At 64.8% G+C, this 15,891-nt stretch carries 14 protein-coding genes; 9 read left to right on the top strand and 5 right to left on the bottom strand.

Translation table 11 applies throughout. From position 1 onward, the window contains the following. Nucleotides 1-301: 301 nt before the first annotated feature. Both P0D70_RS25915 and P0D70_RS25910 read right to left on the bottom strand, forming a co-directional pair. On the bottom strand, nucleotides 302-496 hold the full coding sequence (locus P0D70_RS25915; protein WP_042321180.1) for a zinc-finger domain-containing protein: 195 nt from the start codon (nucleotides 494-496) through the stop codon (nucleotides 302-304). Nucleotides 497-558: 62 nt separating this feature from the next. Beyond that, nucleotides 559-1,482 carry a branched-chain amino acid transaminase gene (locus P0D70_RS25910; protein WP_408186551.1) on the bottom strand — a complete coding sequence of 308 codons (924 nt, stop codon included), beginning with the start codon at nucleotides 1,480-1,482 and terminating at the stop codon, nucleotides 559-561. Between the two features lie 218 nt (nucleotides 1,483-1,700). On the opposite strand from P0D70_RS25910, the gene P0D70_RS25905 reads away from it, so the two are divergent. The 9 genes from P0D70_RS25905 (at nucleotide 1,701) to P0D70_RS25865 (ending at nucleotide 11,506) form a co-directional block, all read left to right on the top strand. Further along, nucleotides 1,701-2,447 carry an AzlC family ABC transporter permease gene (locus P0D70_RS25905; protein ID WP_091801038.1) on the top strand — a complete coding sequence of 249 codons (747 nt, stop codon included), beginning with the start codon at nucleotides 1,701-1,703 and terminating at the stop codon, nucleotides 2,445-2,447. Continuing rightward, a complete protein-coding gene (locus tag P0D70_RS25900) occupies nucleotides 2,444-2,767 on the top strand; it encodes an AzlD domain-containing protein (protein ID WP_091799378.1) in 324 nt (107 codons plus the stop codon). Before P0D70_RS25905 ends, P0D70_RS25900 begins: the two co-directional genes overlap by 4 nt. A 272-nt stretch (nucleotides 2,768-3,039) precedes the next feature. Continuing rightward, on the top strand, nucleotides 3,040-4,233 hold the full coding sequence (locus P0D70_RS25895; RefSeq protein ID WP_408186550.1) for a phosphoglycerate kinase: 1,194 nt from the start codon (nucleotides 3,040-3,042) through the stop codon (nucleotides 4,231-4,233). A gap of 454 nt (nucleotides 4,234-4,687) precedes the next feature. Further along, the gene (pyk, locus tag P0D70_RS25890; protein WP_091799384.1) at nucleotides 4,688-6,124 is read left to right on the top strand and encodes a pyruvate kinase; all 1,437 of its coding nucleotides are present in this window, start codon (nucleotides 4,688-4,690) and stop codon (nucleotides 6,122-6,124) included. 221 nt (nucleotides 6,125-6,345) lie between these two features. Then, entirely contained in the window at nucleotides 6,346-7,410 is a 1,065-nt protein-coding gene (fba, locus tag P0D70_RS25885; RefSeq protein ID WP_091799387.1) for a class II fructose-bisphosphate aldolase, read from the top strand. A 132-nt stretch (nucleotides 7,411-7,542) separates the two neighbouring features. Further along, nucleotides 7,543-8,433, top strand: a complete 891-nt coding sequence (locus P0D70_RS25880) for a phosphoribosylaminoimidazolesuccinocarboxamide synthase (protein ID WP_091799390.1) — start codon at nucleotides 7,543-7,545, stop codon at nucleotides 8,431-8,433. Nucleotides 8,434-8,627: 194 nt separating this feature from the next. Then, nucleotides 8,628-9,146: a 5-(carboxyamino)imidazole ribonucleotide mutase gene (gene purE, locus P0D70_RS25875; RefSeq protein WP_007180510.1), complete on the top strand. Its 519-nt coding sequence runs from the start codon at nucleotides 8,628-8,630 to the stop codon at nucleotides 9,144-9,146. A gap of 112 nt (nucleotides 9,147-9,258) precedes the next feature. After that, nucleotides 9,259-10,455 carry a 5-(carboxyamino)imidazole ribonucleotide synthase gene (locus tag P0D70_RS25870; protein WP_091799393.1) on the top strand — a complete coding sequence of 399 codons (1,197 nt, stop codon included), beginning with the start codon at nucleotides 9,259-9,261 and terminating at the stop codon, nucleotides 10,453-10,455. 10 nt (nucleotides 10,456-10,465) lie between these two features. Next, nucleotides 10,466-11,506, top strand: coding sequence for an L-threonylcarbamoyladenylate synthase (locus P0D70_RS25865; RefSeq protein WP_091799396.1), 1,041 nt, complete (start codon nucleotides 10,466-10,468; stop codon nucleotides 11,504-11,506). A gap of 97 nt (nucleotides 11,507-11,603) precedes the next feature. Here the strand turns inward: P0D70_RS25865 and P0D70_RS25860 are convergent, their stop codons facing one another. The 3 genes from P0D70_RS25860 to dacB all read right to left on the bottom strand — a co-directional run bounded on the left by P0D70_RS25860 (nucleotide 11,604) and on the right by dacB (nucleotide 15,784). Next, nucleotides 11,604-12,851 carry an SGNH/GDSL hydrolase family protein gene (locus P0D70_RS25860; RefSeq protein ID WP_091799399.1) on the bottom strand — a complete coding sequence of 416 codons (1,248 nt, stop codon included), beginning with the start codon at nucleotides 12,849-12,851 and terminating at the stop codon, nucleotides 11,604-11,606. A gap of 94 nt (nucleotides 12,852-12,945) precedes the next feature. After that, entirely contained in the window at nucleotides 12,946-13,908 is a 963-nt protein-coding gene (locus P0D70_RS25855) for a sterol desaturase family protein (RefSeq protein WP_408186549.1), read from the bottom strand. Between the two features lie 187 nt (nucleotides 13,909-14,095). Next, on the bottom strand, nucleotides 14,096-15,784 hold the full coding sequence (gene dacB, locus P0D70_RS25850; protein ID WP_408186548.1) for a D-alanyl-D-alanine carboxypeptidase/D-alanyl-D-alanine endopeptidase: 1,689 nt from the start codon (nucleotides 15,782-15,784) through the stop codon (nucleotides 14,096-14,098). Nucleotides 15,785-15,891 lie beyond the last annotated feature (107 nt).

Genomic DNA, 15,891 nt, shown 5'->3' with positions numbered 1-15,891 from the left:
CCCCCCGCCCGGCCCGCGGGGGGGGGGCCGCGCGCCCGCCCCCCCCCCACCGCGGCGGCGGCCCTGCTGTGGCGCGCCTGCTTTCGGCCCGCGCCGCGCGTTCGCGCCGGCGTGGTCACCGCCGGTTGCATGACCGGCACTGGCCCGTCGAACCACGAACCAGACCGTGACACGTGCAGCCGGTTACGAAGCGAACCCCGCAGCGCAATCGCGCCTGACCGCCTGCCACCTCGCCCGCAACGAATCGGGCGCTCGGCCCGGCAAGCGGCGCCACAAGCAATCAATGCTCAGTGCGCCGTGTTCAATGACCCCTGACCACTTCGCCGTCGCGCAGCTTGTAACGCGTGCTGCAGTATGGGCATTTGGCTTCGCCGTGCGTGACGTCGATAAAGACGCGCGGATGGGCGCTCCAGCGCGGCATGGCCGGGTTCGGGCAGTAAGCCGGCAGGTCTTTTGCCGACAGTTCGACCAGCGGCATTTCCTTGATTTCGCTCATGAGGGATTCTCGTTGTATGCAGGGGGCGTGCGTTGCGCCGGTTCACACCGGCGCCGCGCGCGTTAAATCTTGGTGAGCCAGTGCGCGTACTTGTCGCTCTTGCCGTTCACGATGTCGAAGAAGCCCGATTGCAGCTTTTCGGTGATCGGCCCGCGTGCGCCCGAGCCGATCGTGCGGTTGTCGAGTTCGCGGATCGGCGTGACTTCGGCGGCGGTGCCGGTGAAGAACGCTTCGTCGCAGGTATAAACTTCGTCGCGCGTGATGCGCTTTTCGATCACCTGAATGCCCGCGTCGCGCGCCAGCGTAATGACCGTGTCGCGCGTGATGCCGTCGAGGCACGACGCCAGGTCGGGCGTGTACAGCTTGCCGTTGTTCACGAGGAAGAAGTTCTCGCCGGAGCCTTCCGACACGTAGCCGTCCACGTCGAGCAGCAGCGCTTCGTCGTAACCGTCGGCGATCGCTTCCTGGTTGGCGAGGATCGAGTTCACGTACCAGCCCGACGCCTTGGCGCGGACCATCGATACGTTCACGTGATGGCGCGTGAACGACGAGGTCTTCACGCGAATGCCCTTGGCGATGCCGTCTTCACCGAGGTACGCGCCCCACGGCCAGGCCGCGATCGCCACGTGGATGGTGTTGCCCTTGGCCGACACGCCGAGCTTTTCCGAACCGACCCAGATGATCGGGCGCAGATAGCAGGACTCGAGCTTGTTTTCGCGAACCACTTCGCATTGCGCGGCGGCGAGCGTTGCGTGGTCGAACGGCACGTCCATCTGGAAGATCTTGGCCGAGTTCAGCAGACGCTTGGTGTGTTCCTGAAGCCGGAAAATCGCGGTGCTGCCGTCTACCGTTTTGTAGGCGCGTACGCCCTCGAAGACGCCCATGCCGTAATGCAGCGTATGGGTGAGCACGTGGATCTTGGCATCGCGCCAGTCGATGAGCTTGCCATCCATCCAGATCTTGCCGTCACGGTCGGCCATTGACATACGATTCTCCAGCAGGTGCGTTGTTAGGCGTAGCTATGGCAGGTATCGCCAAGACCAGCATTTTAGCGTCTTTTGCACACGGAACGGGCATTTGGGCGCATTCCGGACGCTATAATCCAGCGCACGCATAAATCAAATCCGGATGCGCCAGCGGGTGCTTGACGACCTGGCGCCGACTTCCCTTCATTGCGACGCCTTTGGCGCCCGCGTTTCGCTTCATGCTCGCTCGCCTGTCAGAAACAGATCGCCGTGCCTTCCGCCAGGGCGCGCGCGACTATTCGCCCACGCTGATGGCGATTTTCTCCTGGGGCCTCGTCACCGGCATTGCCATGAGCAAGTCGGTGCTGACGCTGCCGCAGGCGCTCACCATGTCGCTGCTGTGCTATGCCGGCTCGTCGCAACTGGCGGTGCTGCCGCTGCTCGCCGCCAAGCTGCCGGTCTGGACCGTGCTGCTCACCGCCGCGATGGTGAATACGCGTTTCGTGATCTTCAGCGTCGGTCTGGCGCCGCATTTTTCCTATCTGTCGATGTGGCGGCGCATCGTGCTCGGCTATTTCAACGGCGACGTGATCTACCTGCTGTTCCAGAAGAAAAGCTTTCCGACCGGCTATGTGCCCGGCAAGGAGGCGTACTACTGGGGCATGGCGCTGTGCAGCTGGCTGTCGTGGCAGGTGTCGTCGATCGCCGGGATTCTGCTGGCAAGCCTGATTCCGGACAACTGGGGCCTCGCGCTCGCGGGCACGCTGGCGTTGCTGCCCATCATGGTGTCGGCGATCGCGACGCGCTCCACGCTGGTCGCGGTCACGATTGCCGGCGTGGTGTCGCTGCTCGCGTTCGACCTGCCGTACCGGCTCGCGCTGCCGCTTGCGGTGATCGCGGCGATCGTCGCGGGCAGCGCCGCCGACCTGATGGTCGAGCGCGCGGACCTGCGCCGCATTCGCAACAGCGCCGGAGGTTCCCAATGACGTCCACGCAGATCTGGCTGGCCATTTTCGGCATGACCTTCGTCACCGCCGTGACACGCGCGATGTTTCTAATCGGCGGCGAGCGCACCGTTTTGCCGGCGCGCGTTCAGCGCATGCTGCGCTATGCGCCGGCCGCGGCCTTGGCCGCCGTGGTGTTGCCGGATGTGCTGGCCACGCCCGACGGCCTGTCTTTCGCGCTGTCGAACCATGAGTTCTACGCCACGCTGGCGGGTCTCGCGTGGTTTTTGTGGCGGCGCACCATGCTCGGCACGATTGTCGTCGGAATGGTCGTCTTCACCTTATTGCGCCTCTTCATGTAGCTGGCGAGGCAGGAAATGTTGCGTCGCGGCATGCGCGTCGCATCCTTCAAATACGGGACATTCGCCGAGGTGCGGGTCAGAAGGCAGTGTGGATCAGTTAAAATGGTCGTTTCCGGGATAACCGCGCCGCTGCAAGGCGCGCGAAGCCGCGGCCCAGCCGCCGGCACCCGACTCAGTGGAGCCGCTACCGTGCCTGAGCGCTGGAGTTCGCCGCGTTCGAGTGCCGCGCGCCGTCCGCCACCGCCTTTCCATCAACTCGCACACACACGCCCATGAACAAGGTATTGCGTCTCTCCGATCTGATCGCCGAAGGCAAGCTATCCGGCAAACGCGTGTTCATCCGCGCCGATCTGAACGTGCCGCAGGACGATCAAGGCAACATCACCGAAGACACCCGTATCCGCGCCTCCGTGCCGGCTATCAAGGCAGCGCTCGACGCAGGTGCCGCCGTGATGGTCACGTCGCACCTGGGCCGCCCGACCGAAGGCGACTTCAAGCCGGAAGATTCGCTCGCGCCGGTCGCCAGGCGTCTGGCCGAACTGCTCGGCCGTGACGTGCCGCTGGTGGCGAACTGGGTCGAAAACGGCGTGAACGTCGCGCCGGGCTCGGTCGTGCTGCTGGAAAACTGCCGCGTCAACAAGGGCGAAAAGAAAGATTCCGACGAGCTCGCGCAAAAAATGGCGAAGCTCTGTGATATCTACGTGAACGACGCATTCGGCACGGCGCACCGCGCCGAAGCCACTACCCATGGCATCGCCAAGTACGCGCCCGTCGCATGTGCCGGCCCGCTGCTCGCGGCCGAACTCGAAGCGCTCGGCAAGGCGCTCGGCGCGCCGAAGCGTCCGCTGGTGGCGATCGTGGCCGGCTCGAAAGTGTCGACCAAGCTGACCATTCTGAAGTCGCTCGCCGACAAGGTCGATCAGCTGATCGTGGGCGGCGGCATCGCCAACACGTTTATGCTGGCCGCGGGCCTGAAAATCGGCAAGTCGCTCGCCGAAGCCGATCTGGTGAACGAAGCCAAAGCCATCATCGACGCCGCGAAAGCCCGCGGCGCTTCCGTGCCGATCCCGACCGACGTGGTCACGGCCAAGGAGTTTTCGCCGACCGCCAAGGCCGAAGTCAAGGCCGTCGCCGATGTTCAAGACGACGACCTGATCCTCGACATCGGGCCGGAAACGGCCAAGGTGCTCGCCGCGCAGCTGGAAAAGGCCGGCACGATCGTGTGGAACGGTCCGGTCGGCGTGTTCGAATTCGACCAGTTCGGCAACGGCACGAAGACGCTGGCGGACGCCATCGCCAAATCGGCGGCGTTTTCGATTGCCGGCGGCGGCGATACGCTCGCTGCGATCGCCAAGTACGGCATCCACGACAAGGTCAGCTATATATCGACAGGCGGCGGCGCTTTCCTCGAGTTCCTCGAAGGCAAGAAGCTGCCGGCGGTCGAAGTTCTGGAATCGCGGGCTTAACGTGGCGACGCGCTCCCCAACGGCAAAGTCTGCAAAAGTGCGCGGCGGCAAGCCGCGCAATCTCGCGGCAGAATCGGCAGGGGAGCGCGCGGCGCGCTCCGCGGCCACGCCGGCAGCGCTCGAGTCCGCGGTTGATGCCGCGGTCGGTTCAGCTAGCCAGCAGCAGGAAGTATCCGGGGCGTCCCTCGCGTTCGCGGAGTTGACCACTGTCAGTGAGGCAGCGGAATTGTCCAGCGCAGATGCTGGAGAGACCGCCTCGCCGTCCGCAGAACTCCCCGACGAAGAACTCGCCCCCCCACCAGCGCGCCCCGTGCTGGTCTCGAATACCGCTTCACCCCATAAAGCGACGCTGGTTTCAACCGGCGCGCAGCCCCCGGCAGCATCCTTCGGTGCGCAGCCTCCGCATCCGACTCGCAGCGCTCTTTCCAGCGATCTCACCCAGACGAGGAGACTCATGCATCGCGCCACCAAGATTGTCGCTACCATCGGACCGGCTTCCAATACGCCGGAAATCCTGCTGCAAATGATTCAGGCAGGGTTGGACGTGGTGCGGCTCAATTTCTCGCACGGCACCGCCGACGACCACCGCCAGCGCGCCGAATTCGTGCGCGAGGCGGCCCGCCAGGCCGGCCGCGAAGTCGCCATCATGGCGGACCTGCAAGGCCCGAAGATCCGGGTCGGCAAATTTGAAAACGGCAAGATCATGCTGGTCGCCGGCGAGCCGTTCGTGCTCGACGCGGACTGCGAACTCGGCAACGAGCAACGCGCCGGTCTCGACTACAAGGACCTGCCGCGCGACCTGAAACCGGGTGACGTGCTGTTGCTCAACGACGGCCTGATCGTGCTGGACGTCTCGCGTGTGATCGGCAACGAGATCCACACGGTCGTCAAGATCGGCGGTGAGCTGTCGAACAACAAAGGCATCAACCGCCAGGGCGGCGGCCTGTCCGCTCCCGCGCTGACCGCCAAGGACATGGAAGACATTCGCACCGCCATGTCGCTCAGCGTCGATTATGTCGCGGTATCGTTCCCGAAGAACGCCACCGACATGGAAATGGCCCGCCAGCTGGCGAACATCGCCGGCGCGCCGTTCGGCATCAAGCCGAAGATGATCGCCAAAATCGAGCGTGCGGAAGCCATTCCGGCGCTGCAAGGGATTCTCGACGCATCAGACGGCATCATGGTGGCGCGCGGCGATCTGGCCGTGGAAGTGGGGAATGCCGCAGTTCCGGCGCTGCAAAAGCGCATGATTCGTATGGCACGCGAATCGAACAAGTTCGTGATCACCGCCACGCAGATGATGGAGTCGATGATCCACGCGCCGGTGCCGACCCGCGCCGAAGTGTCGGACGTCGCGAATGCCGTGCTGGACGGCACGGACGCGGTGATGCTGTCGGCGGAATCGGCGGCGGGCAAGTATCCGGTGCAGACCATCGAGACCATGGCGGCGATCTGTATCGAAGCCGAGAAGTCGGAGCAGTCGGAGCTGGACAAGGATTTCCTCGACCGCACGTTCACGCGGATCGACCAGTCGATCGCCATGGGCGCGCTCTTCACGGCGTTCCATCTGGGCGCGAAGGCGATCGTGGCGCTGACGGAATCCGGTTCGACCGCGCTGTGGATGTCGCGTCACTCGACCCACGTGCCGATCTTCGCGCTCACGCCGCGGGTCGGCAGCGAACGGGCCATGGCGCTGTATCGCAACGTGACGTCGCTGCACCTGGACACCAACACCGACCGCGACACCGCGTTGCAGCAGGCGTTGGAAACGGTGGTGAGCAAGGGTTACGCGTCGCGCGGCGATATGGTGGTGCTGACTGTCGGCGAGCCGATGGGGCAAGCCGGCGGTACGAATACGCTGAAGATCGTACGGGTGGGCGAGCCGTATTGATCGGATCGACCCACATGGCTCGATCGGCACGCAGTTGATTGGGCGAAGCAGGCTGCCATGCCCCGCGAGAGGCGGCGCACCGGCTCCAATCGCGCGTTGCAGCGGGTAGGACCGCTCCGCGCTTTAGGGAAGGTGTGAACGGGTATGCGGCTTGCTTCGCGATAAAATCGCCCAAAAGATGCCGACGGCACAAGAATTCGTTTCAATCTAAGGAGTTAAGCATGCCTCTCGTATCAATGCGTCAACTGCTGGACCATGCCGCTGAAAACGGCTACGGCCTTCCGGCATTCAACGTGAACAACCTGGAGCAGGTGCAGGCGATCATGGCGGCGGCCGACAAGGTCAACGCGCCGGTCATCATGCAGGCATCGGCCGGCGCGCGTAAGTACGCGGGCGAGGCGTTCCTGCGCCACCTGATCGAAGCCGCGGTCGAATCGTATCCGCATATTCCGGTCGTGATGCACCAGGATCACGGCCAGTCGCCGGCGGTCTGCATGGCCGCAATCCGCAGCGGCTTCACCAGCGTGATGATGGACGGTTCGCTCGAAGCCGACGGCAAGACGGTCGCATCGTACGAGTACAACGTCGAGGTGTCGCGCAAGGTCGTGGAAGCGGCGCATTCGATCGGTATCACGGTGGAAGCGGAACTGGGCGTGCTCGGTTCGCTGGAAACCATGAAGGGCGACAAGGAAGACGGCCACGGCGCGGAAGGCACGATGACGCGCGAGCAGCTGTTGACCGATCCGGAGCAGGCTGCCGACTTCGTCAAGCTGACCCAGTGCGACGCACTGGCTATCGCGATTGGTACGTCGCACGGCGCGTACAAGTTCAGCAAAAAGCCCACGGGCGACATTCTGTCGATCCAGCGCATCAAGGAGATCCACCAGCGCATTCCGAACACGCACCTGGTCATGCACGGTTCGTCGTCGGTGCCGCAGGAATTGCTGGCTGAAATCCGCGAATTCGGCGGCGACATGAAGGAAACCTACGGCGTGCCAGTCGAGGAAATCCAGGAAGGCATCAAGAACGGCGTGCGCAAGGTCAATATCGACACCGACCTGCGTCTGGCGATCACCGGCGCGATCCGCCGCTACATGGCGACCAACCCGGGCAAGTTCGATCCGCGCGATTACCTGAAGCCGGCGCGCGAAGCGGCGATGAAGATCTGTATCGAGCGCTACACGCAATTCGGCTGTGAAGGCCAGGCCGGCAAGATCAAGCCGGTCACGCTTGATAAAATCGCGGAGAAGTACAAATCGGGCGAGCTCGCGCAAGTCGTCCGCTAAGCTATCAACATGCGCTGCACCTGGCCGTTTGGCCAGGTTGTCGTTAGATCGCCGTTCCCGCATCATCCGGGGAACGGCGTTTCCCTTTTGTTCCGGTCACACTTTTTGCCTCACTTTTAGCGAACCACGACGATGTCTACCCTCTACGAATCCACGCTCCGCTCGCTGCCGTTGCTCGGCCGCGGTAAAGTCCGCGACAACTATGCGGTGGGCAACGACCAGTTGCTGATCGTCACGACCGACCGTCTGTCGGCGTTCGACGTCATCATGGGCGAGCCGATTCCGAATAAGGGCCGCGTGCTCAACGAAATGGCGAACTTCTGGTTCGAAAAACTCAAGCACGTGGTGCCGAACCACCTCACGGGCGTCGCGCCCGAATCCGTGGTGGCGGCAGACGAAGTCGAGCAGGTCAAGGGCCGCGCGGTGGTGGTGAAGCGCCTCGAGCCGATCCTCGTCGAAGCCGTGGTGCGCGGCTATCTGGCCGGCAGCGGCTGGAAAGACTACCAGGCAACCGGTTCGGTGTGCGGCGTCGAACTGCCGCCGGGTCTGCAGAACGCGCAGAAGCTGCCCGAGCCGATTTTCACGCCGGCGGCCAAGGCCGAAATGGGCCACCACGACGAAAACATCACATACGACGAGATGGAGCGCCGCATCGGCACCGAACTGTCGGCCACGATCCGCGACATCTCGATCAAGCTGTACAAGGAAGCCGCTGATTACGCGGCCACGCGCGGCATCATCATCGCGGATACGAAGTTCGAGTTCGGTCTGGACAACCACGGCAAGCTGTACCTGATGGACGAGGCGCTGACCGCGGATTCGTCGCGTTTCTGGCCGGCGGACCAGTACCAGGTCGGCACCAACCCGCCGTCGTTCGACAAGCAGTTCGTGCGCGACTGGCTCGAAACCCAGCCGTGGAAGAAAGAGCCGCCGGCGCCCAAGCTGCCGGACGAGGTGGTCACGAAGACGGGCGAGAAGTATCAGGAAGCGCTCGAGCGCCTGACCGGACATAAGCTCGCCTGATTACGCGCACCGCCTGGATTTGCGCAGCCTGAGAAAAGGCCGCCCCAGGGGTGCCGCTGCGCGGGAAGTCCCTCGCCAAAGAAAGTCCCTCGCCCCGAAGGAAGACGCCTTGAGGGATTGAGGGATCGCCCTCCCGGAACCCGGCGCGAAGCGACGGTCCCGGGGGCGCTCTCAAGAAACAAGGAAGCCGTAAGATGAGTGAAGCTCAAACCGCCCACACGCATGGCGCGCCGGTTGTCGGCGTGCTGATGGGCTCCAGTTCCGACTGGGAAGTCATGAAAAACGCCGTGGCCATTCTGCAGGAATTCGGCGTGCCCTACGAAGCCAAGGTCGTGTCCGCGCACCGCATGCCCGACGAAATGTTCGCCTATGCTGAAAGCGCGCGCGAGCGCGGCATTCGCGCGATCATCGCGGGCGCGGGCGGCGCGGCGCACCTGCCGGGCATGCTGGCCGCCAAGACCACGGTGCCGGTGCTCGGCGTGCCGGTGGCGAGCAAGTACCTGAAGGGCGTCGATTCGCTGCATTCGATCGTGCAGATGCCCAAGGGCGTGCCGGTCGCCACGTTTGCGATTGGTGAAGCCGGCGCGGCGAACGCGGCGCTGTTCGCCGTGTCGCTCCTGAGCGGCACGAGCAACGAGTATGCGGAAAAGCTGGCTGCATTCCGCGTGCGCCAGAATGAAGCGGCCCACGCCATGGTGCTGCCGGCGCTGTAAGCGCACAGACTGATTGCTTGAAGACGTTCCCTGTCCGACCCCCGGCCGGGTGCCTGCCATCGCATTGCAAGCACGCATTGCACACAGCACCCGGCCGCGACCGACCACTAAGATGAACCCAGACAACACACCGGTTTCACCGATTCTGCCCGGCGCATGGCTTGGCATGGTCGGTGGCGGCCAGCTCGGCCGCATGTTCTGTTTTGCCGCTCAGGCCATGGGCTATCGCGTCGCCGTGCTCGATCCGGACGAAAACAGTCCGGCGGGCGCCGTCGCCGATCGCCATCTGCGCGCGGCATACACCGACGAAGCGTCGCTGACCGAACTCGCGCGGCTGTGCGCCGCAGTGTCCACGGAGTTCGAGAACGTGCCGGCCGCGAGCCTCGATTTCCTCGCCCGGACCACCTTCGTGAGTCCGGCCGGCCGCTGCGTCGCCGTGGCCCAGGACCGCATTGCCGAGAAGCGCTTCATCGCCTCATCGGGCGTGACGGTCGCGCCGCACGTGGTGATCGAATCGTCGGACGCGCTGGCCGCACTCGACGACGCCAGGCTCGAAGCCGTGCTGCCGGGTATTCTCAAGACCGCGCGCCTCGGCTACGACGGCAAAGGCCAGATTCGCGTGCGCAACGCCGAGGAAGTGCGCGAGGCGCATGCTTCGCTCGCCGGCGTGCCCTGCGTGCTGGAAAAGCGCTTGCCGTTGAAGTTCGAAGTGTCCGCGCTGATCGCGCGGGCGGCGAGCGGCGCCTCGGTGGTCTATCCGCTTGCGCAGAACACGCATCGCGACGGCGTGCTGTCGCACACCATCGTCCCGGCGCCGGACGCGAGCCCGACACTGGTCCAGCAAGCGCAACAGGCCGCGCTGCAAATCGCCGACAAGCTCGGCTACGTGGGCGTGCTGTGCGTCGAGTTTTTCATCCTCGAAGACGGTTCGCTGGTCGCCAATGAAATGGCGCCGCGTCCGCACAACTCCGGCCATTACACCGTCGACGCCTGCGCGACCAGCCAGTTCGAGCAGCAGGTGCGCGCCATGACCGGCATGCCGCTTGGCGACACGCGCCAGCACTCGCCGGCGGTAATGCTGAACATTCTCGGCGACGTGTGGTTTCCCGACGGCCCGAAGCGCCCGGCCGTCACGCCGCCGTGGCAGGAAGTCGCCGCGATGCCGGCAGCGCGTTTGCATCTGTACGGCAAGGAGGAGGCGCGTTGTGGCCGGAAGATGGGCCACGTGAACTTCACGGCGGCTACGCTCGAAGAAGCTCGCACGGCTGCGCGCGATTGCGCGCGTCTCCTGCACATCATCACGGGCTGACACGAGCGCCATGCCGGATCAACAGAAACCTGCCGAAGGCGCATTGCCTGTGAGCGCCACGCAGATCGAACACGCGGCGGCTCTGCTCGACGCGGGAGAGCTGGTCGCTTTTCCGACGGAGACGGTGTACGGCCTCGGCGGCGACGCGGAGAATCCCGACGCGGTCGCGCGGATTTATGCGGCGAAGGGCAGGCCGGCGAATCATCCGGTCATCGTGCATCTCGCGCCGCACGGCGATCCGAACTACTGGGTCGAGCACTTGCCCGCGGAGGCACAGCGGCTCATCGACGCGTTCTGGCCCGGGCCGCTCACGTTGATTCTGAAGCGCGCCGCGCGCATTCCGGCGGCGGTCAGCGGCGGCCAGGATTCGGTGGGGCTGCGCTGTCCGTCGCATCCGGTCGCGCAAGCCTTGCTCGAGGCGTTCAGCGCATTGCGCGGCGGACATGGCGGTGTCGCGGCGCCGTCGGCGAACCGTTTCGGACATGTGAGCCCGACCACGGCGCAACATGTGCGGGACGAGTTCGGCAACACGATTCATGTGCTGGACGGCGGCGCGTCGGACGTCGGTATCGAATCGACCATTCTGGATTTGTCGCGCGGCTTTCCGGCGTTGTTGAGGCCGGGGCGCGTGACGCCGCAAGATATCGCCGAAGTGCTCGGCGAGGCGCCGCGCTTGCCAGACGGCTCGGACGCGACTGCGCCACGCGCTTCCGGCACGTTGAAGGCGCATTACGCGCCGAGCACGCCGTTGGCGCTATTGCCGTTCAACGCGCTGGAGACTTTGCTTGCCGCGCGGCAAGCGGATGAGCGCGTGGCATTGGTTGCGCGCGCTTCCCGCGCGGGACATTGGGCCGATGCCGAGGGCGTGCATTTCATCGCCGCGCCGGAAGATCCGCATGTCTACGCGCGTGAACTATATGGCTTGCTGAGGGCTCTCGACCGCGCGAACGTCTCGCGAATTCTTATCGAGAAGCTGCCGGATACGATCGAGTGGATCGCGGTGAATGACCGGTTGGGGCGGGCGGCCGCTGCGTTCGAAGCGCAGGGATAGCGTCGACAGCGCCCGGTTGAACTCAGCCGGGCCTGTCATCGTCGCAAAGGCGACGGCGGATCGCCGGATCCGCCGCGTTACCTGCCGCGTTACCTGATTACTTGCCCAACCCCGTTGCCGCGATCTGCTGCTGCACGTACTGCGCGAACAACGCGTGCAGGTGCGTGCTCGGGTGAACCGTATCCGCGAACATGTAAGTCTGGTCAGCGCCAGCCACCGTGTAGGTCTGCGGCGAACAGAACAGCGACGAACCAAACTGTGCGCCGTATTGAGCCGGGGTCAGTCCGTTCGTTGCGCTTGGGTTCGCGGTGGCGTAAGCGGTTGCGTTGCTCTGCATCGACGCCAGGTTACACGCCGTGCCGGTGTTGGACACCGTGAAGCCCAGCGCCTGGTAGTTCGGCAACTGCTGATCCAGCCACGTGAAGGCGTCGGCCACGATAACCTTGCCCGTACCCACCAGGCCGCGGGCCGTCAGGTTCTGCACCAGCAGGTAGTTATACGCCGCGGTAATCCCGGACAGCAGCGCAGCCGTGCCAGGCGTGGACGCGTTGGCCGACACGCCGAGCGGCGTATTGCCGATGTCCGGCACCGTCGACACCACCACGTGGGTCGCGCCCGAGTTGACGATGGTCTGCACTTGCGCCGCGAGCTGGGTGGCGGCCTGCGCGATCTGCGGGTTGGGCAACTGCTGCAGGTAGCCGACGATAAACGCGACCTGGCCCGCCTGCGAGTTCGGCAGTTTGCCGGCCTGCACGAGTTGCGGGTATTGCGTCTGGAGCGCGGCGCCGAGTGCTGTCAGATTGGTGGTGGTCCCCGCGAACTGGAAGATGTCGTTCGCGCCGCCGTTGATCAGCACGAGCTGGTTCGCATTGAAGCTCGTATGCGCACCCAGGTAGTTAGCCACCTGCGTCACGACCGGCACGGTAGTCGCGGCCATGTTATTGGGCGCCCAACCTTGACCTTGGGCGTTCACGACGTCCGAGCCGCCCTGCGCGTAACCGTAGCCGCCCGCTGCGACCAGCGGCTGACCGAAGCCGCCGAGGTACGCCGGCTTCAACGTGTCGCCGTAGTATTCCGCGACCTTCTGGGTCCACACTTCACCCGGGTTCGTCGTGAAGCGGCCGCCGCCGAAGCTCCCCTGAATCACCGGCGCGTACGTGCCGACGTCCGAGAGACTGTCGCCGAACGACACGACCTGCAACTTGACGCCGCCCGCAGGCGTGCTGCTCGCATTGTTGTTGTCGCTACCCCCGCCGCAAGCCGCGAGCAGGGCAAAAGCCGTGCTGGCAATGGCGATCTGCGTCACGCGCAGCCAATGTTGTTTCCGCGATGCTGTTTGCTTCATGTTGACTACATCTCCTCGTATGTTTGGCCCTTATGCCATGTGTTGCAGGCAGCGCCCGCCGCTTAGGCGGCGTGACGACAGCTTACAGAATCTTCTACGGCCTGCGCGGTGTTTGAAACGCGGCCGTATGGTCTTGATTCGCGCGAATCGCTTCGCTCGAATTTCCGCTTGAATCCGCGTGCGACTCCGATGAACCGGCGGCGCGCCGCGCGTGATAATCCGTCGCCCACGAGGGCGGCGCAAAGAGTGCGCGCAGCTTGTTGCGCCAGCCGCGCACGCTCGCGAAGTCGGCGCCCATCGACGCCCATTCGTGAAACGTCGCCTTCAGCGGGTTATACGTGTGAAGTGGCTCGACGATGCCGTAGACCGGCGCATCGCGCTCGTCTTCCTCGACATAGCTGCCGAACAGGCGATCCCAGATCACCAGCACGCCGGCATAGTTGCGGTCGATATAGCGGTCGTTGCGCGCGTGGTGCACGCGATGGATCGACGGCGTGTTGAACACATATTCGAGCCAGCCGAGTTTGCCGATGGCCTGCGTATGCACGAAAAACTGAAAGCCCAAATTGATCAGCACGATCGCGACGATCTGCTTCGGCGGAAAGCCGAGCACGGCAAGCGGTGTCCAGAACAGCCACATGCCCGCGATCGGATACATCAGGCTCTGGCGGAACGCGGTCGAAAAATTCATGCGCTCCGACGAGTGATGCACGACATGCGCGGCCCATAGCCAGCGCACGCGATGGCTGCAGCGATGGAACACGTAGTAGAGCAGATCCTGAGCGACGAACAGCACAACGAACGAGACCCAGCTCGCCTGCCACGTGTAGATGCGGTAGTGATCGTAGAAGAACGCGTAGACGGGAATGACGGCGAGCCACGCGAGCTTGTCGGCGCCCTGGTGCATGAGCGCGAGCGCCGTGTTGCAGAGCGTGTCGCGCCAGCTATAGAGTTGCGCGCCAGGGCGCGTGCGCAACAGGTGCCACGCCTCCCAGCCGATGCATGCGAGAAAGACTGGCGCCATGGCGAGCAGCAGCAATTCGGCATCGAATTGCATGGTGTCTTCCTCCGTGGTCCCTGGCCGCCGCGCCGTGCGCGAGCGGTGTTGTCGTTATTGTTCGAGTGGACCGTCAGCGGTGTGCGGTCCCGGCGCCACGTCCAGCGTTTTACGCGCGCCTCAAACACTGCCCGACAGCGTACACGCTAGAGGACGTTGCCGCGCGCGGCTTCGCTAGAAGGAACACTCAGTGAGCGCCGCGCTGGTGCGGGTTTTTCCTGGGCTTGCTGCTGCGCGGTTCGACGACGGGATCGGAAACTTTGGTGAAACCTTGAGACGGGCCCTGGTACACCCATTCGAGCAGCGCATCATGCGCGGCGCGAGCGGCCTCTGAATGCGGATCGTTGATCAGGCTGACGACCACGTAACTATTGCCGTCAGCCGAGGCCACATAGCCCGCGATTGCCCGAACGTCGCGCAACGTGCCGGTCTTGATATGCGCGTTGCCGCCCGCGCCCTGGTTGGTCAGCCGGTTGCGCATGGTGCCGTCCACGCCCGCGATCGGCAGCGACTCCACGAACACCTGCGCGACCGGACTCGCGTTGGCCCGTTGCAGCAGATCGGCGAGCGCGAGTGCGGTGATGTGCTCGTCGCGCGAGAGGCCCGAGCCGTTATCGAGCGTCAGATATTCCATGTTGATGCTGTCGCGGCGCAGAAACGCCTCGATTGCACGCGCCGACTTGGCGGGCGTGGCGGGACCCTTTTCCTCGGCCGCGCCGATCGTCAGGAACAGATTGCGCGCCATTGTGTTGTTGCTGAACTTGTTGATGTCGCGAACGATGTCGGACAGCATCGGCCCCTGGTGTGTCGCCACGAGTTTGGCGCCCACGGGTACGGCGCCTTCGCGCGTCGCGCCGCTGAACGTGCCGCCGGTCTGTTGCCATAGCGCGAGAAAACCGCCCGCGAAAAATGCCGAGTGATCGAGCACCGCGACGTTGATCGTGCGCGGGCCGCAGCGCACCGAGTAGTCGCCGTCGAACGAGGCGACGACGGTGCCGTTCGGCTGCGGCGTGACGGTGGGCGACACGGAGGCCGCATCGCCGCGGCATGGACCGTTGACAGCGTGCATCTGGTTGTCGATCTGTAACTGCGCGAGCGCGGGCAGCACGTCGATCGCGACGCTGCCGTCGGGCGACGGCGTCAGTGTGAAGGACAGCGATTTGAACGCGTAGAGCAGCGGATCGGGGCCGACGTTGTACGGCGCGGTGGCGTCGTCGTCGAACGGCGGCAGGTCGCGCGTGGACGGATCGAAGTAGCGCTTGTCGAGCACCAGCGCGCCGTCTATGCCGTTGATGCCCGCCTTGTGAATCTTCTGGACGAGATCGATCAGTTCTTCCGGCACGAGCTTCGGGTCGCCCGTGCCCTGAATGTAGAGGTTGCCGTGCAGCACGCCGTTGGCGTCGACCGTGCCGTCCGTATAGGCGCTCGTGCGCCAGCGGTAGTCGGGGCCGAGGATCGACAACCCCGAGTAGGTGGTGACGAGCTTCATGGTCGAGGCGGGCATCATCGGCTTGCCGGCGTTCAGCGCGACGATCGGCGTGCGGTCGCCGACTTTCTCCACCACCACGCTGATCGACGACAGCGGCACGTGCGCGCGCTGCAAGCCGGCCATCACCTGCGGCGGCAATACCGTGGTGACGTTGACGCTCGGATGCGCGGCCTTGACGCGAGCCTGCGCGGCGAGCGGCAGCGAGGCGCCGCAGCCGAGCGCGACACAGGCGAGCAGCCAGGCGCTCGTGCGCGGCGCGAACCGGCGAGGCAGCCGAGGTGCGCAAGCGGTGCGAACAGTGGAGGCAGCGGAGGCAGACGGGAAAACCGGCCGCCGCGCGGCAAGGCGCACGCGGCGTGCGAGAGAAGACAGAAAAGCGTGCGTCATGGACGGGCGAAAAAGCAAAATGTCAGGGCGTGGGGCACGCGGTAATCCGGGTTGCGGCAGGACGTCGCGTGACACACGGACGAATCGCCGGCCGCGCGACGCAAAGC

It is taken from the genome of Paraburkholderia sp. RL17-381-BIF-C, assembly GCF_046026435.1.
Taxonomy (GTDB): Bacteria; Pseudomonadota; Gammaproteobacteria; order Burkholderiales; family Burkholderiaceae; genus Paraburkholderia.
This window is presented reverse-complemented; position numbering and strand designations above follow the sequence as displayed.